Source organism: Streptomyces sp. NPDC088725, from assembly GCF_044751305.1.
Lineage (GTDB): Bacteria > Actinomycetota > Actinomycetes > Streptomycetales > Streptomycetaceae > Streptomyces.
In genome coordinates this window covers 123794-145124 of the sequence record NZ_JBIVLO010000006.1, presented here as the reverse complement: position 1 = coordinate 145124, position 21331 = coordinate 123794, and the positions used below count along the sequence as shown (strand labels likewise).

19 protein-coding genes and 1 tRNA gene are annotated in these 21331 nt (G+C 70.5%); 9 read left to right on the top strand and 11 right to left on the bottom strand.

All coding sequences use genetic code 11. The features are described 5' to 3' along the window. Nucleotides 1-39: 39 nt before the first annotated feature. On the top strand, nucleotides 40-1050 hold the full coding sequence (corA, locus tag ACIP6N_RS16985; protein ID WP_401816422.1) for a magnesium/cobalt transporter CorA: 1011 nt from the start codon (nucleotides 40-42) through the stop codon (nucleotides 1048-1050). A 55-nt stretch (nucleotides 1051-1105) separates the two neighbouring features. Here corA and ACIP6N_RS16980 read toward each other — a convergent pair whose 3' ends face one another. Then, nucleotides 1106-1894, bottom strand: a complete 789-nt coding sequence (locus ACIP6N_RS16980) for a ferritin-like domain-containing protein (RefSeq protein WP_401816421.1) — start codon at nucleotides 1892-1894, stop codon at nucleotides 1106-1108. A 280-nt stretch (nucleotides 1895-2174) separates the two neighbouring features. Beyond that, nucleotides 2175-3227 (bottom strand): LLM class F420-dependent oxidoreductase, encoded by a 1053-nt coding sequence (locus ACIP6N_RS16975; protein ID WP_401816419.1) that lies wholly within the window; start codon nucleotides 3225-3227, stop codon nucleotides 2175-2177. Between the two features lie 138 nt (nucleotides 3228-3365). Here ACIP6N_RS16975 and ACIP6N_RS16970 point away from each other — a divergent pair, with 138 nt between their 5' ends. Next, entirely contained in the window at nucleotides 3366-4349 is a 984-nt protein-coding gene (locus ACIP6N_RS16970; protein WP_401816418.1) for an aldo/keto reductase, read from the top strand. Between the two features lie 41 nt (nucleotides 4350-4390). Then, nucleotides 4391-6685, top strand: coding sequence for a helix-hairpin-helix domain-containing protein (locus ACIP6N_RS16965; protein WP_401816873.1), 2295 nt, complete (start codon nucleotides 4391-4393; stop codon nucleotides 6683-6685). A 65-nt stretch (nucleotides 6686-6750) separates the two neighbouring features. On the opposite strand, the gene ACIP6N_RS16960 is transcribed toward ACIP6N_RS16965, so the two are convergent. Continuing rightward, the gene (locus ACIP6N_RS16960) at nucleotides 6751-7401 is read right to left on the bottom strand and encodes a hypothetical protein (RefSeq protein ID WP_401816417.1); all 651 of its coding nucleotides are present in this window, start codon (nucleotides 7399-7401) and stop codon (nucleotides 6751-6753) included. A gap of 47 nt (nucleotides 7402-7448) precedes the next feature. On the opposite strand from ACIP6N_RS16960, the gene ACIP6N_RS16955 reads away from it, so the two are divergent. Next, on the top strand, nucleotides 7449-7637 hold the full coding sequence (locus ACIP6N_RS16955) for a DUF5703 family protein (protein ID WP_040020223.1): 189 nt from the start codon (nucleotides 7449-7451) through the stop codon (nucleotides 7635-7637). Between the two features lie 56 nt (nucleotides 7638-7693). On the opposite strand, the gene ACIP6N_RS16950 is transcribed toward ACIP6N_RS16955, so the two are convergent. The 3 genes from ACIP6N_RS16950 to ACIP6N_RS16940 form a co-directional block, all read right to left on the bottom strand. Then, complete coding sequence (locus ACIP6N_RS16950) at nucleotides 7694-8554, bottom strand: chaplin family protein (protein ID WP_401816416.1); 861 nt, start codon at nucleotides 8552-8554, stop codon at nucleotides 7694-7696. Nucleotides 8555-8694: 140 nt separating this feature from the next. Further along, complete coding sequence (gene chpH, locus ACIP6N_RS16945; protein WP_401816415.1) at nucleotides 8695-8928, bottom strand: chaplin ChpH; 234 nt, start codon at nucleotides 8926-8928, stop codon at nucleotides 8695-8697. Nucleotides 8929-9104: 176 nt separating this feature from the next. After that, nucleotides 9105-10430: a M20/M25/M40 family metallo-hydrolase gene (locus tag ACIP6N_RS16940; RefSeq protein WP_401816413.1), complete on the bottom strand. Its 1326-nt coding sequence runs from the start codon at nucleotides 10428-10430 to the stop codon at nucleotides 9105-9107. Between the two features lie 184 nt (nucleotides 10431-10614). Here ACIP6N_RS16940 and ACIP6N_RS16935 point away from each other — a divergent pair. Next, nucleotides 10615-10702 (top strand) — tRNA-Leu (locus tag ACIP6N_RS16935). Between the two features lie 370 nt (nucleotides 10703-11072). On the opposite strand, the gene ACIP6N_RS16930 is transcribed toward ACIP6N_RS16935, so the two are convergent. Then, nucleotides 11073-11990: a hypothetical protein gene (locus ACIP6N_RS16930; protein ID WP_401816412.1), complete on the bottom strand. Its 918-nt coding sequence runs from the start codon at nucleotides 11988-11990 to the stop codon at nucleotides 11073-11075. 197 nt (nucleotides 11991-12187) lie between these two features. Here ACIP6N_RS16930 and ACIP6N_RS16925 point away from each other — a divergent pair, with 197 nt between their 5' ends. Further along, entirely contained in the window at nucleotides 12188-12505 is a 318-nt protein-coding gene (locus tag ACIP6N_RS16925) for a hypothetical protein (RefSeq protein WP_401816411.1), read from the top strand. 212 nt (nucleotides 12506-12717) lie between these two features. Here ACIP6N_RS16925 and ACIP6N_RS16920 read toward each other — a convergent pair whose 3' ends face one another. Continuing rightward, nucleotides 12718-12987, bottom strand: a complete 270-nt coding sequence (locus tag ACIP6N_RS16920; protein ID WP_401816409.1) for a hypothetical protein — start codon at nucleotides 12985-12987, stop codon at nucleotides 12718-12720. Nucleotides 12988-13098: 111 nt separating this feature from the next. Next, nucleotides 13099-13311, bottom strand: a complete 213-nt coding sequence (locus ACIP6N_RS16915; protein WP_401816408.1) for a hypothetical protein — start codon at nucleotides 13309-13311, stop codon at nucleotides 13099-13101. A 323-nt stretch (nucleotides 13312-13634) separates the two neighbouring features. Between ACIP6N_RS16915 and ACIP6N_RS16910 the strand changes: the two genes are divergently transcribed. The 3 genes from ACIP6N_RS16910 to ACIP6N_RS16900 all read left to right on the top strand — a co-directional run bounded on the left by ACIP6N_RS16910 (nucleotide 13635) and on the right by ACIP6N_RS16900 (nucleotide 15784). Beyond that, the gene (locus tag ACIP6N_RS16910; protein ID WP_401816406.1) at nucleotides 13635-13940 is read left to right on the top strand and encodes a TraR/DksA family transcriptional regulator; all 306 of its coding nucleotides are present in this window, start codon (nucleotides 13635-13637) and stop codon (nucleotides 13938-13940) included. A 164-nt stretch (nucleotides 13941-14104) separates the two neighbouring features. Then, a complete protein-coding gene (locus ACIP6N_RS16905) occupies nucleotides 14105-14524 on the top strand; it encodes a PPOX class F420-dependent oxidoreductase (RefSeq protein ID WP_401816405.1) in 420 nt (139 codons plus the stop codon). Nucleotides 14525-14770: 246 nt separating this feature from the next. Beyond that, complete coding sequence (locus ACIP6N_RS16900; protein WP_401816403.1) at nucleotides 14771-15784, top strand: alpha/beta fold hydrolase; 1014 nt, start codon at nucleotides 14771-14773, stop codon at nucleotides 15782-15784. A 68-nt stretch (nucleotides 15785-15852) separates the two neighbouring features. Here the strand turns inward: ACIP6N_RS16900 and ACIP6N_RS16895 are convergent, their stop codons facing one another. Together ACIP6N_RS16895 and ACIP6N_RS16890 are read right to left on the bottom strand one after the other, a co-directional pair. Beyond that, nucleotides 15853-19908 (bottom strand): hypothetical protein, encoded by a 4056-nt coding sequence (locus tag ACIP6N_RS16895; protein ID WP_401816401.1) that lies wholly within the window; start codon nucleotides 19906-19908, stop codon nucleotides 15853-15855. Further along, complete coding sequence (locus tag ACIP6N_RS16890; protein ID WP_401816400.1) at nucleotides 19905-21221, bottom strand: MFS transporter; 1317 nt, start codon at nucleotides 21219-21221, stop codon at nucleotides 19905-19907. Before ACIP6N_RS16890 ends, ACIP6N_RS16895 begins: the two co-directional genes overlap by 4 nt. Nucleotides 21222-21331 lie beyond the last annotated feature (110 nt).

Genomic DNA, 21331 nt, shown 5'->3' with positions numbered 1-21331 from the left:
GCTCCTCCGGGGTGCGTAGGGGGCGCGCGAGCGGGAAGAATGCCCGCCGTGATCGTGGACTGCGGCATTTACCGCGACGGACGCCGAACCGACGGGCCCGCCGACTTCTCCGAGGCCCTCGCGCAGGCCCGTGCCTCGGGGGACGCGTTCCTCTGGCTCGGGCTTCACGAACCGACGGAGAAGGAGTTCTCGCTCGTCAGCAGCGAGTTCGGGCTGCATCCGCTGGCCGTGGAGGACGCGCTCAACGCCCACCAGCGGCCCAAGCTGGAGGTGTACGACGACTCGCTGTTCGTGGTCCTCAAGCCCGTGTCGTACGAGCCCGAGTCGGACACCGTCACCACCGACGAGCTGATGGTGTTCATAGGCGATTCGTTCGTGGTGACGGTCCGGCACGGCGAGGGCGCCCCGCTCGGCGTGGTGCGTGAGCGGCTGGAGGCGGAGCGGCGGGTCCTCAGGCACGGCCCGACGGCGGTCCTGTACGCCATCAGCGACGCGATCGTCGACCATTACATCGATGTCGCGGCGGAGCTTCAGGTCGACCTGGAGGAGCTGGAGGCGGAGGTCTTCGCACCCAGCGGCTCCGACTCGGGAGGCGCGTCGTCCGGCACCTCCACCGCCGCCAAGATCTACAACTTCAAGCGCCAGGTGCTGGAGTTCCGCCGCGCCACCGTGCCGCTCGCGATGCCGATGTCCCGGCTGTCGGGTGACGAGGTGCCCTTCGTCCACGACGGGGCGAAGCCGTTCTTCCGGGACGTCAACGACCATCTGCTGCACGCGAACGAGCAGGTGGAGTCGCTCGACCGGCTGCTGTCCGACATCCTGTCCGCGCATCTGGCGCAGATGGGGGTGCGGCAGAACGACGACATGCGGAAGATCTCGGCGTGGGCGGCCATGGCGGCGGTCCCCACGCTGGTCGCGGGCATCTACGGCATGAATTTCAAGCACATGCCAGAGCTGAAGTGGGTGTGGGCGTACCCCGCCGTGCTCGTTCTGATGCTGAGTGTGGTGTACGGCCTGTACCGCCAGTTCAAGCGGCGGGGCTGGCTCTGAGCCCGCCCCGCCGCCCGGCTCCGGAGGGTCGCCTCGAAGGGTCGTACGGGCGCTCCTACGGGAACGCCGGTGCCGGGGTCGCGGGGCCGCCGAGGGCGTCGAGGCGTTCCGGCATCGCGAGCCGCACCATCCGGCGCCAGCCGCCCGACCGCTCGTACAGGTACATGGCGTTGATCCCGGCGGTGAGCAGCGCGGACTTGGGCGCGGACCAGCCGAGGATGCGGCCCATGTGGTCCATCACGGACAGGCTGACCTGCCGGTAGACGCCGATCTCGGCTCTGACGCACTCGTTCAGGGTGCGGTGGATCAGCTGGCCGTGGCCCCGCGCGGCCAGGCGCAGCAGTTCCTCGTTGGAGTAGGCGAGGTGGTTGTCCTCGTCGTGGCTGATCATCCTGACGGCCTTGCCAACCTCGGGATCGGCACCGAAGTACTTCATCAGCATCACCATCTGGTCGGCGGCGCGCTGTTCGGTGACCCGGCTGTGCGAGAGGTAGACGACGATGTCCTCTTCGGTGAGGGGTTCCTCGCGCCGCAGCTTCTCGTGGGTGAGTCCGATGCCCCGCTTCTCCAGCAGCCCGGTGTAGTCGGTGTCCTGGGGGACCTCGACCGGATCGAGCCCCCGCTTCTTCAGCAGGGCGCTGAAGAGGCGGCCGTGCTTGTCCTCGTCGGCGCCGTGCCGGGTGATCTTGGGCGCGAGGTCCCGCATGCTGTCGGGTACCAGCGCGGCTATCCGGCCGTTCTCCCAGCCGCCCTGAGCCTCGCCACTGGCCGCGATGGAGCAGAAAAGCTGGAAGGAACGGTCGTTGTCCAGGATTTCCTGAAACAGGCTTCGGGCCGAAAGCATCACTGCACCTCCATACAGACGTCCGCAGAAACCGAGTCAAATGGGGTGCGGGTGAAGAGGCAACAGGTGAGGCCGTGCGCTGGGCCGAAAGAAGGAATATGAAGCCGCTCCCGGTGTGTGACCGACCGTGTCCGGGCGCGTTGAGGTATACGACGGCCGTGGCGGGGAAGCCCCCGAGCCCCCACCACGGCCGGGGTCCTCCGCGTTCGCGTCGCCGCCGTCCTGCGACGCGCTCGCCCTCGCGCCGTCTTCTCCCGAGCCGCCGCTTTGCTGAGCGCTCCTACGAGGCGAGGCCCGAGCGCTCCAGCGCCTCCGTACCGGCGCGCAGCGCGGCGATCCGCTCGTCGAGGGTGAACCCGGCCGGCGAGAGGGTCAGCGTGGTGACGCCTGCGTCGGCGTACGCCCGCATCCCGTCGGCGATCCGCTCGACGGGACCGAGCAGCGTCGTCGAATCGATCAGCTCGTGCGGTACGGCGGCGGCCGCGCCGTCCTTGTCGCGCGCCAGGTACTTGTCCTGGATCTCGGCGGCGGCCTTCTCGTACCCCATGCGCTGGGCGAGCTGGTTGTAGAAGTTCTGCTTGCGGCTGCCCATGCCGCCCACGTACAGCGCGGTGTACGGACGGAAGGTGTCGGCCAGCGCGTGGATGTCGTCGCCGACCGCGATCGGGACCGTCGGGCAGACGTCGAACCCGTCCATGGTCAGACCGGCCTTCTCGCGGCCGGCCCGCAGGTGGGCGATCGCCGTCTCCTCCAGATGCGCGGCGGAAGGGAAGATCAGCAGCGCGCCGTCGGCGATCTCGCCGGTCTGCTCCAGGTTCTTCGGGCCGATCGCCGCGATGTAGAGCGGGATGTGCTCGCGCTGGGGGTGGACCGTGAGCTTGATCGGCTTGCCCGGGCCGCCGGGCAGGGGCAGCGTCCAGTGCTCGCCTTCGTACGACAGCCGCTCGCGGGACATCGCGCGGCGGATGATCTCGACGTACTCGCGGGTGCGGGCGAGGGGCTTGTCGAACTTCACTCCGTACCAGCCCTCGGAGACCTGCGGCCCCGAGACGCCGAGGCCGAGCCGGAAGCGGCCCCCGGAGAGGGAGTCGAGCGTGGCCGCGGTCATGGCCGTCATCGCGGGCTGACGGGCCGGGATCTGCATGATCGCGGAGCCGACGTCGATGGACTCCGTCTGCGCGGCGACCCACGTCAGGACGGTGGGAGCGTCGGAGCCGTACGCCTCGGCAACCCAGCAGACGTCATAGCCGAGCCTGTCGGCCTCCTGCGCGACAGCGAGGTTGTCGCTGTCCATCCCCGCGCCCCAATATCCGAGGTTGATGCCGAGCCGCATACATACTCCCTTGCTCGTCTACTCACCAGTAACGTCCTTGTGTCCCGGGACTCTAGCGCGCGGTACGGACATGCGTCAGGGCCGGGTTGTCCACAGGCTCTCTTCCCCGCGGGGTCCCGGCCAGTAATCTCAGCCCCCATGGAGCAGAGGCATCTCGGCCGTACCGGCCTGCGAGTGTCCCGGATCGGGCTCGGCACACTGACCTGGGGGCGGGACACCGGCGAGCACGACGCGGCCGACCAGTTGAAGGCCTTCTGGGAGGTGGGCGGCACCCTGGTCGACACCGCCGATGTGTACGGCGGCGGTGAATCCGAATATCTGCTCGGTCAGCTCGTCGAACGGCTCGTGCCGCGCCGCGATCTGGTCATCGCGACCAAGGCGGGCAGCGTGGCGGACCCCGACCGCCCGTTCGACGCCTCCCGGGGACATCTGCTCGCGGCGCTCGACGCGTCGCTGGGGCGGCTGGGAACCGACTACGTGGATCTGTGGCAGATCCACGCCTTCGACACCGGGACCCCGCTCGAAGAGACGCTGCACGCGCTGGACCTCGCGGTCAGCAGCGGCCGCGCCCGGTACGCGGGCGTGTCGAACTACTGCGGCTGGCAGCTGGCCAAGGCGGCGACCTGGCAGCTGGCCGCGCCCGGCATACGGACCAGGCTGGCCAGCACACAGATGGAGTACTCACTGCTTCAGCGCGGCATCGAACGCGAGGTACTGCCCGCCGCGATGGACCTGGGGGTGGGTCTGCTGCCCTCGTCGCCGCTGGGCCGCGGGGTGCTCACCGGCAAGTACCGGCACTCCACCCCGTCCGATTCGCGGGGCGCGTCGGACCAGATGTCGCCGTTCGTCGAGCCCTATCTCGACGAGGCGGCGAGCCGGATCGTGGACGCGGTCACGACGGCGGCCGACGGACTGGCCACGACGCCGCTGGCGGTGGCGCTGGCCTGGATCAGGGACCGCCCTGGAGTGACGGCCCCGATCGTCGGAGCGCGCAACGCGCGTCAGCTCACGGCCGCGTTGTCAGTGGAGAGCCTTAGTCTTCCTGACGAGATCTGCCAGGCGCTCGACGATGTGTCGGCGCCCGTGCACCGCTATCCCGACCAGGACTGGAGCACGCTGTGAGTACGGACCGCGAGACCACTGCCGTGGAGGAGGCCGCGTCCATGGCCGACACCGGGGTGGCCCCGGCCGCCGCGAACGACGGGGAGCCGGACGCGTCGGGCACGGACGCCGCGCCGGAGGCATCCGGCGCGGCGCCGAACGACGCGGACGCGGAGCACGCGGGGCCCACGAGCGCGGACGCGGACGACGCGGGCACGGAAAGCGCGGGGCCCACGAGCGCGGACGCGGACGACGCGGGCACGGACGGCACCGAGACCGCGGAAGCCGCCGGGGACGCGGCCGGGGAGGCCGCCGTGCTGTCCGAGGCGCAGGCCGAGCTGGCCGCGCAGCGCGAGCTGCGGGAGCGCATCGCGCGGCGGAAGGCGGAGAAGGACGGACCCGTCCCGGCGGGGGCGAAGCTGAGCGGGCAGGCCGCCGATCTGCTCGCCGCCGTACGCGCCATGGAGAGCGGCGAGAAGGTCGACCTCTCGCACCTGCGTCCGCCGGAACCCGCGTCCGTGCCCGCGCCTGCCGCCGCTGCGGGCCCCTCCCCCGTGTCCGGGCCGCCGCGCGGACCGGTCCACGTACCGGCTCAGGCGCCCGTCACGGCGCCTGGTGATGTGTCTGCCGTACGGGCGGTGCTCGTGGAGGGTGGGGCGCCGGAAGCGCTCGCGGGGGCGGTCTGCGCCGTCCTCGGCGAGCCGGCCGCCGACGTTCTGCGGGAGGATCCGTGGCAGCTGCTCGCCGTGCCCGGCGTACGGCCCGAACAGGCCGACGGATTCGCGCGGGCGCTCCTCGGCGCCGCGTGCGGTCCGGGTGACGAGCGGCGGGCCGCGGCACTCGTCGGCTGGCTGCTCGAACGGGCCGCGCTCCAGGGCCACACCGCGCTGGAGGCGTCCGCGGTCCGTGCCGCGCTCGCCGGACATGCCGTGCCCGAGCCCGACGAGGCGGTGGAGCATGCCATCGCGGACGGCGTCGTACTCGTCTTCCAGGACGGCCTCGAAGAGGACGGCGCCGGGGAACCGGACGAGGAGACGGAGGCGGACGGAGAGAGCGGCGCGGCGTCCGGCCCGGCCGCCGCGCCGGTGCCGGTGCTCCTGGGGCTCGACCGGTATGCCCTCGCCGAGGAAAGCCTGGCCGACGGGCTGGCCCGGCTGGTCAAAACCGGTCCCGACGGCTCCTGGGAGGAGATCGCCGCGGCAGCGCCCTCACCCTCCGCGGCCGAGCTGATCCGCGCGGCCGCCGGAAACGGCCTGGTCCTGCACACCGGCGGTGAGACCGCGCGCGGTGAGCCGGTCGCGCTGGCGGAGGCCGCCCGTTCCCTCGGTCTGCGGACGGCCGTCGCCACGCACAGCGAGAACGGCCGGAACAGGCTGGGCGCCGGCGCGGTCACCGTGGCCGGACTGCTCTCCGGCGCCGAGGGCCCCGGCCGGGAGAGCGACGGCACCTTCTCGCTCGATGTCCTGGTGGTGCTCGACGCACCACAGCTGGACGTGGAGACGGCGGCGATGCTGGTCGAGTCGCTGCCGGACGGCAGCCGCCTGGTGCTCAGCGGTGACTCCGGAGTGCTCTGGTCGGCGGGCGCGGGCCGGGTGTTCGCCGACCTGCTGGCAGCCCGGGTGTGCCCGCAGATCGCCTCGCGTACGCCGGATCCCGGACCGATCGGTGAGCTGGTCTCCGGTATCGGCATCGGGGAGCTGAACCGGGTGGAGGCCCCCGGCAAGGAGGTCGTGATCGTTCCGGTGCGTGACGCGGGCGAGGCGGTGCACCGCACGGTGCAGCTCGTCGCGGACTCCGTACCGCGTGCGCTCGGGGTGTCCTCCGCGCAGACGCAGGTGATCACGGTGGGCCACGGCGGCTCGGCGGGCACCCGCGCGCTCAACGCGGCGCTCAAACAGCGGCTCAATCCGGGCCCGGGCCGGTTCGGCGGCTTCGATCCCCAGGACAGCGTCGCGTACGTACCGTCCCCCGGCAGGACGCTGCGGGGTTCCGTGGTCTCCGCCGACGCGGAGGGGCTGCGTCTGGACTGCGAGGGAACGCGGGTCGTCGTGCCCAGGGACCAGGTCGAGTCGGCCGTACGGCACGGCTGGGCGCTGACCGCACACCAGGCCGCCGGGATGCGGTGGCCCGCCGCGGTCGTCGTACTGCCCGGCGACGCGGCGCAGGCGCTGAGCCGCCCATGGGTCTATACGGCCTTCAGCCGGGGTGAACGGCATCTGTCGATCGTGCACGGCGTCGACCAGGCGCTGCCGCACGCGGTGGCCGAGGTCCCCTCCCAGGAGCGCACGACCAGGCTGCGCCCCCTGATCGAGGGCCTGCTGGCACCGGCGGCGCCCGGCGGACCGACTGGCGACTAGATCCCGTCCGGGGGGGCGCCTGTGCGGGGTCCGTTCAGACCACCGGCTCCCGCACAGGCACCCGCTCAGGCGTCCTGCTCCTCCAGGTCGTCCAGGTCCGTGTCGAGGTCGTCCTCGTCGAAGACCGCACTGACGTCGAAACGGCAGACGACCTGCTGGGGGTCGGCCTGGTCGAAGGGTGCGCTCAGCCATTCCCCCGGTTCCGGGAGTTCGTCCGCGGCCGACACCCACAGCGTGGAGTCGCCCTCCTCCAGGCCGAACTCCTTGTGCCGGGAGGCGATCTCGTCCGGTTCGTACTCGCCGAAGAGCACTCCGAGCGCGGCGTGGACGCTGTTGCCGACCACGGCCCCGGAATCGGCACCACCATCGGCGTCGGCGATGCGCTGTGCCTGTGCGAGCAGCCGCTGCGGCTCCGTCACGGCGTAGTCGCGCCGGATCAGCACGCTGAGGGCGTTCGGCTCCTCGGGTCCCGCGTATGGCGGAAGCGAGTCGTCCGGATCCGGGATCTCGAAGGGGGTGACCTCGTCGTACCGGTTGTAGAGCCGCTCGTCGTAGACCTCGGCCGCGGCAGCGAGGGCGTTGAACGCTTCGGAGACGGCCGGGTCGTCCTCACCCGTGCGGTTTTCGACCGCCGCAAGGTGGCGGTCCAGAGCGACCTTCACCGCCTCGGCGGCGACGCGTACCTCGGCAGCGGTGGGCTGCGCAGCATCAGACATAGTGCAGACGCTATCCGTACCTGGGCTCTGGACGCACAATAGATGCGATGACGGAATACGAATTTGTCGATGTGTACGTGCCGCGCGGGGTCTCACGCAAGGAAGCGACGCGTCTGCTGACCGACCATGCCGAGTACGGGCACTGGGAATTGGACCGTCTGAGCCTGCACCGGGACGGCAGCCGGAGGGTACGGCTCCGCCGGCGCATCATTCGTCAGGTGCGCGCCACCTGGTGAGAACGACGGAGCGGGCCCCGCTGTTGCGAGGCCCGCCCCCATCCGTACGCATCCGGTTACGCGGTGGCGCGGGTGCGGCGGTAGATGACGCTGCCCGCCAGCAGCAGGCCCGCGCCCACCGGGATCACGGTTCCGAGCGAACCGGCACCGGTCTGGGCGAGTTCGCCGCGTCCCACGGGCTCCACGACGGTCTGCGCGCCGGGGGTGTTCGGGGCGGACGGCGTGCCGTGGCCGCCCGGCGCGGCCGGCTTGCCGGGGGTGGCCGGCGTGCTCGGCGTGCCCGGCACAGCCGGAGTGCCCGGCTGTACGGGCTTCGCCGGACCGGGGTGCTGGGGCTCCTCGGTGGGCGGGGTGACGGCCGGCGCGTCGTTCTCACAGCCCTCGCCCGTGACCGGGTTGCCGAGGCCGACGACGTTGACGCCCAGCCCGCAGACGTTCACGGGAACGTCGATCGGGACCTCGATCGTGTTGCCGGATCCGACGCCCGGAGAGTGGTCCGCACCCCCTCCGGCATGCGACCCGCCGCCGTGCTGCGGAGCGTGAGGCGTGCCCGAGTCGTGCGAGCCGCCGGAGTGCTGGCCGCCGTGGTGCGCTCCGCCGCCGTGCGCACCACCGCCGCCGTGCCCTCCGTCGCCCGGTCCGTCGTGCGGCCCCTCGTGCGGGCCGCCGGTGCTCGACGCGTTGACGCAGCTGTTGCCGATGGCCGGGTTGAGCAGCCCGACGACATTCACGGTGTTGCCGCACACGTTGACCGGGATGTGGACGGGTACCTGGACGCTGTTCCCGGCCAGTACGCCCGGCGAACGCGTCGCGTCCCCCTGTGCTCCCGAGTCCGCGTGCGCGTAGCCGCCGCTGAGGGCGAGTACGCCGCCCGCGGCCGCCACGGTGATCAGGCCCTTGCGCGTGACCTGTCTCATAGCTTCGATCCCTGCCTTCTGCCTTGCGGAAATTGCCCCTCGGCTCACGTGCCGGGGCAGGACGCCCGGGCGGCCCCGGAGTGCGTGGCACGCGCTCCGGGGCCGCTCGGGCTCACACCCTCACGGGTTGAGGTACAACGTCACTTGTTGATGCAGGTGTTGCCGAAGGCGGGGTTCAGCAGCCCGATCACAGAGACCGTGTTGCCGCACACGTTCACCGGGACGTGAACGGGCACCTGGATGACGTTGCCGGACGCGACGCCCGGGGAACCCACGGCAGCGCCCTGCGCGCCCGAGTCGGCGACGGCCATGCCCGCGCCCGCGAGCACCAGACCACCGGTGACGGCCGCGGCAGCAACGATCTTCTTGATCATTATTCCTCCTAGTTGGCAATGCGGTCCCAACCGCGGACCGCACTACCTGTAACGAGGAAGGAGTAATGAGGCTACGAGCGTATCGTCGGATTCACTCTTTTCAGTCAAATAGGCACGCGCTGCCGATTGTTGATGATTCGAGTCGGACGATTCGAGTCAGCGACGGTCGGCGGGGGTCAGCAGTTGTCGATGAACCGGTCAAGGACCCGTACGCCGAACTTCAGACCGTCGACCGGCACCCGCTCGTCCACACCGTGGAACATCCCCGCGAAGTCCAGCTCGGGCGGCAGCTTGAGCGGCGCGAAGCCGAATCCGCGGATCCCCAGGTCGTCGAAGGACTTCGCGTCCGTGCCGCCGGACAGCATGTACGGGACGGCCCGCGCGATCGGGTCCTCCGCCGAGAGCGCGGTCTGCATGGCGTCCACGAGCTTGCCGTCGAAGGTGGTCTCCAGCGCCTTGTCGCGCTTCACGGTCTCGCGCTTCACCCGGGGCCCGAGGATCCGGTCGACGTCGGCCAGGAACTCGTCCTCGTACCCGGGCAGGAACCGGCCGTCGACATGCGCGACCGCCTGTCCCGGGATCACGTTCACCTTGTACCCGGCGCCGAGCATCGTGGGGGCGGTGGAGTTGTTCAGAGTGGCGCCGATCATCTTCGCGATGCCGCCCAGCCGTACGAGCGTGGACTCCATGTCCTCCGGATCGACCGGGACGCCGAACGCGTCGGACAGCTCGTCCAGGAAGGACCGCACGGACTTGGTCACCCGCACCGGCCACTTGTGCCTGCCCAGCCGGCCCACGGCCTCGCACAGCTCCGTGACCGCGTTGTCCTTGCTGATCATGGAACCGTGTCCGGCGGTGCCGTCCACGGTCAGCCGCATCCAGTTGATGCCCTTCTCCGCCGTCTCCACGAGGTAGAGCCGCAGGTTCTCGTTCACGGTGTACGAGAAACCGCCCACCTCGCTGATCGCCTCCGTGACGCCCTCGAAGAGACCCGGGTGCTTGTCGACGAGGTACCGCGCCCCGTACGTCCCGCCGGCCTCCTCGTCCGCGAGGAAGGCCAGCACGATGTCGCGCGGGGGCTTGCGGCCGGTGCGCAGCCTGTCCCGTACGACCGCGAGGGTCATGGCGTCCATGTCCTTCATGTCGACCGCGCCGCGGCCCCAGACACAGCCGTCCGCGATCTCCCCGGAGAACGGGTCGTGCGTCCAGTCGTCGGCGTTGGCCGGGACGACATCGGTGTGGCCGTGGATGAGCAGCGCGGGCTTGGAGGGGTCCTCGCCCTCGATCCTGGCCACGGTGGAGGCGCGGCCCTTGTGCGACTCGAAGATCTGCGGTTCGAGGCCCACCTCGGCCAGCTTTTCGGCGACGTACTCGGCGGCGGCCCGCTCCCCGGGCCCCGAGTGGTCTCCGTAGTTGCTGGTGTCGATCCGGATCAGATCGCGGCAGAGATCGACGACCTCGTCCTCACCCGAGACGGTCCTGCCCGCGTTCGGCTCACCCACGCTGCTCACTCCCACGGTCGTCGCTGTAGTTCCACCCCATACTCGCGCGCCGGGCCCCGGCACCCAAGAGCACCCCCCACGCGTCATACGCCCGTCACACAGAACAGCGCGTGATCGGAGGCCCCTGAATGTTTGCTATGGTTTTCCACGTCGGAACGGCCCTGAGCCGCCCGGCAGACACCTTGTCCGGGTGGCGGAATGGCAGACGCGCTAGCTTGAGGTGCTAGTGCCCTTTATCGGGCGTGGGGGTTCAAGTCCCCCCTCGGACACCAGCAGAAACCCCAGTTGATCTGGGGTTTTTCTGTTTCCCGGGCCGTGGCGTGACCAACCGCCCGGCCGGCGGCCGAGGGAATTTCCTGGTCAGACCAGGGAAGGGAACCCGAGCCGTTGAAGCACTCGGCCGAGAAGTGGCCGAGCATGGGAGGCGGGAAGAAGTGCCGTCGGCTTCCTTGGCGCGGGAACACAAGGAATGACGGCCTCCGTCAACCCAGGGCTTGGCCGGCAGGAGCCGCCACAGGGACGCAGCCCGGGGGATCGCCCCTGTCCGTCGACTCTCGGCATGACGGGCGTATCCGGAGGGCAAGCACAACGGGCGCCGAACGAGGGGACCCCGGGCGGCTTTCCGGAGGGGGATTCCGGGCGCTACGTCCAGCTCGGCGACGGCCCGGCGGGCTCTCCGTACGGCACCGGTCGGCTGGTGAGTGTGTCCAGGAGGATGCGGTCGCCGAGTGGTTTCCGCAGCTGGACCTTCACGTTCTGTTCCGTCATGCCGGCGGTGCAAGGGCCTTTCCGCGCCCCGGCGACGGAGGCGTACAGCACTACGTTCTCGTCGGTCTCCAGTACGTTGACGACGGGGCCCTTGTCGCACGATCCGCTGGTGGCCCGCACCGTGAGCGAACGCCCGTCCTTCGCCGTCCCGGCCAGGCGGGCGACGCGCCAGAGACCGCCGGCCGCTCCCTCCTCGGCCCCCTTGATGGGCGAGTCGGGAAGCGTTGACGGGGTGACGGCGACGCGTTTGAGCGGAGTGTCGTAGCCCTCCAGCGTGAACAGCCAAGCGGGGACGGTCGCCGTGCCCCGGCTGGTCCTGATCCTCATGTTGCCGAGCCCGGCCCCCGTCACCGTCAGCCGGGGACCGTCGCCGTGGTTGAGGGCGAGCGACTGGTACGCCCTCCTCGCGTCCCACAGCGGGCGGGTGAGCGTGACTCCGTTTCCCCAGTCCACCGTTCCCAGTCCGGTTGCGGAAGCAGCGGTCGGCAGGTCGCCACGCAGGACGAAGTTCTTGTTCTCGTAGGCCTGTTCGTCCGCCGCACCGCGCCACCCTGACTCCGGAATCCGCACCGCGTCCGCCATCGGGTAGTAGCCCTCCCTCCAGGCGACAGCGGCCGCGGAACCCTCCCAGGAGTCAGCCACTTGACGGGCGCGTCTCTCCTGCTCCCGCATCGACTGGTTGCTCGCCCGGCCGTCGTCGGGGCGTGGACCACCACCGCACCCGACAAGAAGGCAGACACTCAGGAGGGGCGCGAGGGACAGGCCGACGAGACGCTTCGCGTGCGCGTGCATGGAATCCTCCGGGTGCGTTCGACGACGAACTCCCCTCACGGAAGCGGGGCATGGAGATTCTTCTCCGCCCCGTCGCCGGCCGCGTGCACGTCGCCGAACTGTTCGCCAGATTTTCAGCTCCACACCTTCCGGCCGCACCCGAATCGATACTGCCACGGAGCGTGGACAGCCCTCAGCCCGAACACCACGGAGGTGCCATGGAGACAGAGATCTATTCCCGCCTGCGCGAAGCCCGACTGGAGGTGGTCGGCTGTGTCGTGCAGGACGAGGGCGCATCAGTCGAGGAGGCATTCCAACGGGTCGTACACATCGACGCCCTGCCTGCCCAACGGATCAAGCGCGGCTCGGCCGACGCCGCCCGCCGGATCACCACCGACATTTCCGCACTGGCGGACCCGGATGGAGAGCTGCCTCTCATCGCCCGCGCTCTCGCCGGCGTCAAGGTCTGCGCAGCCAGCACTGAAGGAAGTGAGAACTGGATCCCTGAAGCGGACCTTTCGCATGAGCGGCCGTGACTCGACCCGACCCAGCAAACACACGCGAAGGCGCCCCGCCCCTGGGACTTGGTCGGCGGAAGCCGTCCCGGAGCGCTCGTTTCCCGTCACGCCGGCGAACTGATCGACGGCCGCCGGCGGCTGGTGAGCCGTCCCCCGGACGCTTGTCAGGTCAACAAGGCAGGCGTCGGCAGAGGACGGGTTTGGTCAATAGGCGGGGAGGCAGGTCCAGTTCACAGACTGGACAGGTCGGACGGAACCCTGTCCCGCTCACTCCGTACTGCTTCCTTCTGCTCGTACTGTGCCAGTGCCAGCCCGAGGCCGAAGAACGTAGGTGCCCATTCGCCCACGAATATCCCCCACCGGTCGGCGCGGGCCATATCTCCTACGGGCTCGTACTTGATCGAGCCCGCCCACGACGCGATGGCGAGGCCGATGGACACGACGCCCGCGGTGTACGCGTGCTCGCTGCGGAGGCCCTTGTCGTGCAGCATTTTGATCATGATGGCTCCAGACGATCGAGGTTTTATGTCCCTCTCCATCGTCACCCTGCCGGGCACCTCCTGCATCTGGTACCGAGGCGATCCCCGGCCAGGAAATCGGCCGGTGTCTGTTTATTCCACCGGCGTTCGCGGGACGGTCGGTCGGCCCGGGCGGCGACCGTCGCCGTCCCGTGCGGTGATGTCGGGCCGAGGGCGTGACACGGCCGAGAAGTGGGCTGAACGCAGGCTGTGTTCAGCGGGGCTGGTGAGGTCGGGGCGGGTGGAGCGCTCGGCTTGCAGGTGGTAGTCGTAGTCGGCGCGGACCATGTGGCGGTAGTCGCGCACGCACTGGTGGTGCGCGATGCGGTCCGCGCCGGCCAGCAGGGCGGTGTCCGTCCGGGCGAGAAGGTCCTTAAGCTCGCCGTCTCCTTCTCGGACTCGTCATCCTCAAGCCGGAGGGCAGACGGTTCATCCCCGGCGCGCGTGATCGCCGGCTCTTCCGAGTGCCTCATGGTCTGCGGCCACCCTTCTTCGAATGTCTCGGGTGGAATAAGAACATCACGCATTTCTTTACGCGTGTTGTGGAGGATTTCGGCACAAGCTCCGGACATTCACCGGCGCGCGAGAGAGCCGCGACCACGCTGATCAATGAGGCGCGGGCCGAGAGCGTGCGGCTGATTGATTCGCTGGCGCGACTGTGGGACGACGTCGTGGCGGCCTCCGCCCTGACGGGGAACGACGACGAGCACGATCCCGAGGGGGCGACCGTCGCCTTCGAGCGGGCGCAGTTGCGGGATGTGCTGAAGCAGGCGCGCGCCGATCTGGAGGAGCTTGACCGGGCCGCTCAGCGGGTGGCCGCCGGGGAGTACTGGGTCTGCGAGCGCTGCGGAGAGCCGATCCCCGCCGCGCGACTGACCGCACGCCCGACCGCGACGACCTGCGTCGGCTGCGCGAGCACGAACACCAGGCGGTGAGGTCGGGAAACCATCGGCTCGCCGACGGTTCGGGCGGCGGACAGAGTGCGATTCGAACGCGTGAAGCCACGGGAAGCGTGGAACACTCCGGTCACAGACGATCACGCCGGGCGATCACGTTGATTGTCCGGCGTTCACGCAGCACGTGTCACGGAGAGTGTTCCATGTCGAAGCCCCCGCTTCCCGAAGAGGCCATCGCGATGCTGGCGAAGGCCAATCCCGCCGTCGTCACGACCCTGCGCCCGGACGGCCAGCCCGTGTCCACGGCCACCTGGTACCTCTGGGAGGACGGCCGGGTACTCGTCAACCTGGACGAGGGACGCAAGCGGCTGGAGCATCTGCGCAATGACCCCCGGGTGACGCTCACCGTGCTCGACGAGAGCAGTTGGTACACACACCTCAGCGTCATCGGCCGCGTCACCGAAATCAGCGAGGACGAGGGACTGGCCGACAGTGACCGGCTCGCCCAGCGCTACCTCGGCAAGCCCTACCCGCGGCGGGACCGGCGCCGGGTCAACGCGTGGATCGAGATCGACACCTGGCACGGTTGGGGCACCCTGAAGGACAGCGACCAGGTCGGCTGACAGCCGCTCAGCCCGCCGGGGCGGGACGACGATCCCCCCGGGAACGCGTCGGGGCCGGACCGTGGCGAGCCGCCGTCCGGCACTGACGCGTTCCCGGAGCCGCACCCCGCTCCCGGTGCCGGCGCCGCATCCATCACCGGAAGACCTTTACAGCCGTCACTCATACGGCTCGCTCGATCGCTCACCGCCACTCTCGCTGGGGCAGAGTCGTCCTCACTCGCCCCTCGCCCCGAAGAAAGAGCGATCATGTCCGCGATCCCGCGCGCCCTGTCCCACCGTTTGCTTCTCCTTGCCGCCGTTCTGCCGGCCGCCGCGCTCATATCCGCCGGTCCCGCGTCGGCCGCTGTCGCGGACGGGGGCGGCGCGGGTCATGGGGAGGGCAAGCCCACCATCGTCCTGGTGCACGGGGCGTGGGCGGACGGCTCCGGGTGGAAAACGGTCATTGAAAGCCTGCAGAGCGACGGTTACCGTGTCGTGGCCACCGCCAACCCACTGCGCAGCCTCTCCGGGGACTCGGCGTATCTCGCCGCACTCCTGAAGACCATCAAGGGGCCGATCGTCCTCGTCGGGCACTCCTACGGCGGCGCCGTCATCACCAACGCCGCGACCGGCAATCCCCACGTCAAGTCGCTCGTCTACATCGCGGCCTTCGAGCCCGACACGGGAGAGACCGCCACCCAGCTGTCCACCAAGTTCCCCGGCAGCCACCTGAGCGACGACCCGAACGCCCCGATCCCCACGGCGCTCAGAGCGGTCCCGATCCCCGGCGTCAGCAGCACGACACCAGGCACCGATCTGTACCTCAAGACCGACAAATTCAGAGACGTGTTCCTGAGCGACCAGGTCGACAAGACCACCTCCGCGGCGCTCGCCGCCGCGCAACGGCCCATCACACCGGTCGCGTTCGCCCAGCCGTCCGGTACTCCGGCCTGGAAGACCATCCCGTCCTGGGCCCTCATTCCCCTCCAGGACCAGGCGATCGGCACCGCCAACGGGCGCTTCATGGCCAAGCGGGCCGGCTCCCGCACCGTCGAGGTCAACGGGCCGCACGCCGTCTATCTCACCGACCCCGAGGCCGTCACCGATCTCATCCTGCGTGCGGCAGGCCCGCGTTCCGGTGACCACGACGGGCCGAGCCTCGCCGAAACCGGCTTCTCCCGGCGCGACGCGTTCGTGACCGGCACCGGAGCCCTGGCCCTGACCGGCGGAGCGGCCCTCATCGTCTTCTCCCGCAAGCCCCGTTCGACGAAGCGGACTTGACCCGTACCTGAGGTCCGATCGCCATGTCCGGGCGGACGCCGTGACGACCGCGTCCGCCCGGACGCATGTCACCGGCCGGTGATCCTGACCGGACCGAACAGGCCCGTACGCACCTGTCCCGCCGCGATCGCGCGGGTGGGAGACGCTTCCTCGAGGTAGCCGGCGAGGGTGCCTCGTACGACGACCTCGATGTCGTTGGCGCCCTTGCGCAGTGTGTCGGTCACTTCGAAGGTCCACGGTCCCCACACCCGCTGCCCCACGGGCCTTCCGTTCACCGTCACTTCAGCGGTGCCACGGACGTCGCCGAGATCGAGGAGCGTCCGACCCGTGGGGCCGTCGGGCAGGAACGCGGTCGTCCGATAGCGGACGTATCCGCCGAGGGCGCGCAGGCCCAACTCGGCCCATTCCGTGAGCGTTACGTCCGTCTCCTCGACCTCCGCCCGTACCGCGGCGTCGAGCAGCGCGCCGCCCCTGCGGCCGTCCACAGCGACGATCCGGACCAGCACCGTGGCCCCTGCGGCGAGTGGGCCGGGAAACCGCACCCACCCTTCGGCGTCTGTCCCGTACTCCTGGCCCCCGGCCTCTCCTGCCTCCTCCAGGAGAACGGAGCAGGTCAGCGGGGTGGGGATCCGCAGGGCCGTCGTACCGAGCGGAGCTGTGAAACGCAGCCACTCCACCCGTTCGGGCCCCGGTGCCGTGTCGGGTACGAGTGGCCGTACGACACCGGCTGCGGCGGACGCGGGCTCCAGCCAGTGGGCGCCGGGGAGCGGATGCGGGCGCGCCCAGGCGCAGATGAACCGCGGGTCGCGGCCGCCGTGCGAGGGGCGCGGGCGCAGCGGTACGGGCGCGCCCTCGCAACTGGCCTGCCAGTGTGCGCCGCTGAGCCAGCCGAGACCGCCGCGCGCCGCAGGAGTTGAGTCCAGGGCGGCCGCGGTGGGCGCCGTACCCGCGTCGGTGACCCGCAGGGTGAGGGTGTTCTCGCCCGTGCGGAGCCGCTCGCCGATGGAGTACGGGTGGACGCGGACCTCGCGGTCGTCCGGGTACGGGCTGAAGTCGCCCTGACGGCCCACCTCCTGGCCGTTGACGAGCACCGCGCACGCTCCGTCGCTGCTGACCTGCACGACCGGTTCCGCGGGGATCTCGTCCAGGTGGGCGCGCAGGGTCAGGTCGTGTGTTCTGCCGGGTACGGAGCCGTCGCCGGCCGTCATCCACTCGGGACGGCGGAAGGCGCCGGGGTCGGAGACGACCGCGAAGGACGCGCGGACGGGTCCGTCCTCCAGCGCCCGCAGTTCGATCTCCACGACGACGTCACGGCCGTACGCCTCCGGCGGCAGTGGGCTGAAGGTCTGGTATCCCTCGCCGGGGGCGGTCAGTTCGGTGCCGTCGAGCAGCACGCGGCGGGCCGCGTTCGCGCCCACCGCGAGGAAGAGGCCGGAGTCGGCTGAGACGTCCTCCGGGCCCGGAAGGGTCAGGTGGGTGCGGACGGCGACGAGGCCGTCCGCCGGGACCTTGCGCCAGTCGAGGAATTCCTCGGGGACATATCCCTTGGGGCCGAGGCGCTCGTCGTGTGCGATGTCGTCGCGGATGCCCCGCGAGAGGGACCAGTGCGCGGGCCGCCAGTCGCCCGCTCCTTCCCGCACGTGCGCGAACGGGCCGAATCCGGCGGTCGCTTGGCCCCACTCCGGATTCTCGTCCTCGCGGTGCTCCATGCGCCACACCTCGACGGGCAGGATCCCGGGACGGTCGGCCGCCGCGAGGTCGCCCCGGCTGTTGTCGAGGGTCGAGACGGCGAGTGCGCGCCAAGGGCCTTTCACATGAATGCTGTTGGTTACCGGACCCAGCAGTTCGTGGGTCGGCAGCGGAAGTTCACCGGCGATCACCAGAAGAGCGACGGGGCCGTCCGTGAACGGCACATCGAGCAGCCAACTGCCGTCCGGCCCCTGGGTGACGGCGAGTTCGGCGCGGTTCCCGGTGCCGGGATCCCAGCGCTGGACGCGCGGCTGTTCGGGCAGGCCCTGGACGGACACCTTGGCACGACGCTCCACCGATGGCCTGAAGTCGTAGCCTTCGGTGCGCAGTTGGCGCCAGTACTCCTGCCAGGGGAAGCTTCCTCCGGTCAGCCGGTCGTCCGCGTCGAGGGTGACGACCGGCGCCCTGGTGCCGCTGATCTCGTCGTGGGCGATCAGGGTCAGTACGTATGCGTCACCGTGCCGGCGCAGCAGGTACGGGGCGTCCGAGGTGATCCGTACGGGGCCCCCCGCGACCGCTGCCGGGACGTCGGCCGCGCTGTCCACCACCGTGATCAGCCGCCGGTCGACGGCTTCGGCGAACAGCTTGCCGGCCGCCGCGTCCTCGTCGGCCGCCGCGCCCAGGAACACCCGGGGTGCGCTTCCCGCGCACACCACCCGGCCGCCCGCCTCCGCGAAGCGGACGAGGGTGCGGGCGGCGGCGGTGTGCAGCGCCCACGGCTCCGGCAGGACGACGGTCCGGTAGCGCTCCCCACCGATCTCCAATACCGCCGCGCCCGTCGCGTCGGTCATGATGCCCGCACGGGCGAGGGTCGTCTCGTCGAAGACGTCGTGGTCCAGCCCCGCGCGCTCCAGCACACCGCGCCGCTCGTCGAACCACGTGTTGACGCCGTTGAGTTCGTGGTAGACGGCGCTCGCGGCCCGCGCGGGAGCGAGCGGTCCTTCAAGGGTGAGGCAGCTCTGCGCGGTCGTCGTCGGCGACAGCAGGATCGTGTCGCACACGTGGCTGCCCAGGGTCAGTACGGAACAGAGCCGCGCCACGGCCGTCGAGAACACGTGGTACGCGGGCCAGTACGGCTGGCGCCAGCAGGTGGACGGCGGCGCCCACTCCCACCAGCCGCCGGGGGTGCTGTAGTAAATGGCGTGCGGGTCATACAGGTTGGCGCCCCTGCGCAGGAACGGCGCGAGCCAGTCGTACGTCTCCTCCAGCGTGCCGCCCCAGCCCGAGGAGTGGAACGCCTCGATCCAGGTGCGGCCGTGTCCGTGGGCGTGCGCCATGGAGCTGTGCACCTTGGCGTCGCCCCAGTGGTCGCTGCCCGGGGCGCCGTAACCGGCGTGGGTGGCGTGGTAGTCGCCGTACACCCGTACCCCGCCGACCGGGTCGCCCTCGCGGGCCGGTGACGGCTGGTCGAAACCGCAGATCAGGCCGTGCCGGTCGAAGAACGCCTGCTGCGGGCCGAAGAAGGCACGGCGGCCGAGCCGGGCGCGGTGCTCGTGGTAGTCGCGGCGTACCCGCGCGGCCTGCGCGGCCGTACCCGCATCCGCGCCCGCGCCATCCGTCTCGTCCTCCCAGAGCGCCCACAGCTCCGGGACGGGGTCGTAGCCGTACGTCTCGGTGAAAGTGGCCGCGAAGTCGCGGCCCCAGGTGGGCATGGCGGGCAGTTCGTCCTGGAAGAAACCGCCGATGACGCTGCCGAACCACCGGCCCGCATGCCGTTCCAGCGTGCCGTGCACCCGGTCGAGGAGCGCGGCGCACGCTGCCTCGCCGAAGTAGTCGAAGCCGCCGGCGCCGCAGTGCACGAGGGTGATCTCGGCGGGCCCGCCGCTCCAGTGGACCGCGCCGTCCGTGAGCGGGACAGCGGTACGGCCGCCGGGCCCGTGGACGTACGCGCTCAGCGCCGTGTGCCCGGCGGGCGGACGCATACCTGCCGAAGCCGTGGCCCCGGTCACGGTCACCGTCGTCCGGTGCAGCGTGAGGCCGGCGAAGTCCGGCTTCGCGGAGATCAGTTGCCCTTGGAAGTTGGCGCCGGAGAACCCGATCTGGTCGTACATCCACAGGCTGAAGCCCAACTCGGCGGCGTCGGCGCACGCCTGGTCGAGCAGGCTCAGCCAGGGCGCGCTCAGATACGGCGGATCGTCGGCGAGCGCGCCGAACATCGGGCCGGTCGGCGCCAGGCACATCACGACGGCCTGGCGGATGCCCTGGGACACCATCTCGGCCATCTGCGCGCGCAGCCGCTCCCGGGTGACCTTCGCACCGCTCCACCACCAGAGGGGCAGCGGGCCGTACGCGGGCGCGGGGTCGGTGAAACGGGACAGCAGCTCGGACGACGCGGAATCCATCCGAAGGGCAGGACCCACCGGACGCCCTGTCATGCGGCGGTCCTTTCCGTCTGGATCTGCTCCAGGGACTTGCCCGCCGTGTCCGGCATGAGGAAGAAACCGACCGCGCCGCTGATGACCAGGAAGACCGAGAGCAGAGCGGCGACCGGTGCGATACCGGTGGAGGCGAGGTGCGGCACGAAGTAGCTCCAGATGCCGAGACAGGTACGCGCCATACCGAACGTGAAGCCCTGCGCGGTGCCGCGCAGCATGGTCGGGAAGAGTTCCTGGCTGAACGTCTTGTAGAACGCCTCGCCCGCCAGCGCCGCCCCGACACCGAACAGGAAGGTGTTGAGCAGGATCGTCGGCACGGTGAAGGGAACCACCAGGAACAGCGCGTACGAGAGGGTCCCCATCACCGCCCCGATGCCCCACATCACGCGGCGCGTGGTGTGGTCGCGGTCGCTGAAGCGCATGAACACCAGGAACGTCGTGAGGATGCCGATCACGAACCCCGTGCAGGACAGCGCGACGCTGGTGGTCTGGCCGCCCGCGCCGAGGCTCTTGACCATGTACGGGGTGAAGATGCCGGCCGTGCCCGCCGCGAGGCTGGAGAAGATGTAGATGGTGCCGGTCCACAGCAGTGCCCGCAGGTTGGGCCCGCTGAACAGCTGCCGTACCCCGGCCGTGGCGGCGGCGCCCTTGCTCGCCGCCGTCTTCCACACCTCGGACTCGGTCATGCCCTTGCGCAGGGCCCAGGTGATGACCGCGACGACGAAGAGGTGCAGGAAGACGATACGGATCCCCAGCAGACCGAGCCGGGAGAGCCCGAGGGCGAGCAGCAGGACGATGATCGGTCCGGCGTTCCAGGCGACCTGCGTGAGGCCGAGCAGCTTGCCCCGGGACTTCGCCGGTGACAGCTCTCCGACCAGCGCGAGCGAGGTCGGCACGTCGGCGCCGACGGCCACGCCGACCACGAAGGTGCCGATGAACAGCATGGCGGGGTTCACCGCGAGTGCGATGCACATGATGGCCAGCGCGTAGATCAGCAGATCCCACTGGTAGATCCGTTTGCGGCCGAGCTTGTCGCCGAGACGGCCGCCGATGAACGCGCCGACGGCCGCGCCGACCGCGTTGGGCCCGAGCGCCGCGAGGGTGCCGACGCCGGTGACGCCCGCGTCGGCGAGGTGCAGCTTCTCCTGGAACAGCGCGAGCCCGGCGCCGAGCGCGACGATCGAACCGGCGTCGAGGTACGAGGCCATGCCCGCGAGCACCGACCAGCGCCACTGCTGGCGGCTGACGGCCTCACCGGATCCGCCGGCCGGGACTGAGGCCGCGTCACCCAGGGCCGCTTGCTCTGTTGTCATCCCGCGACTCCTTCGCCGTAGAACGCCTCCGGAGGACATTCTCCGCACGGAAACGCCTCAACCGTAGGAGAGTACGAGTCGGAGTCGGCGGCACCATGCGGCAGCGGGCG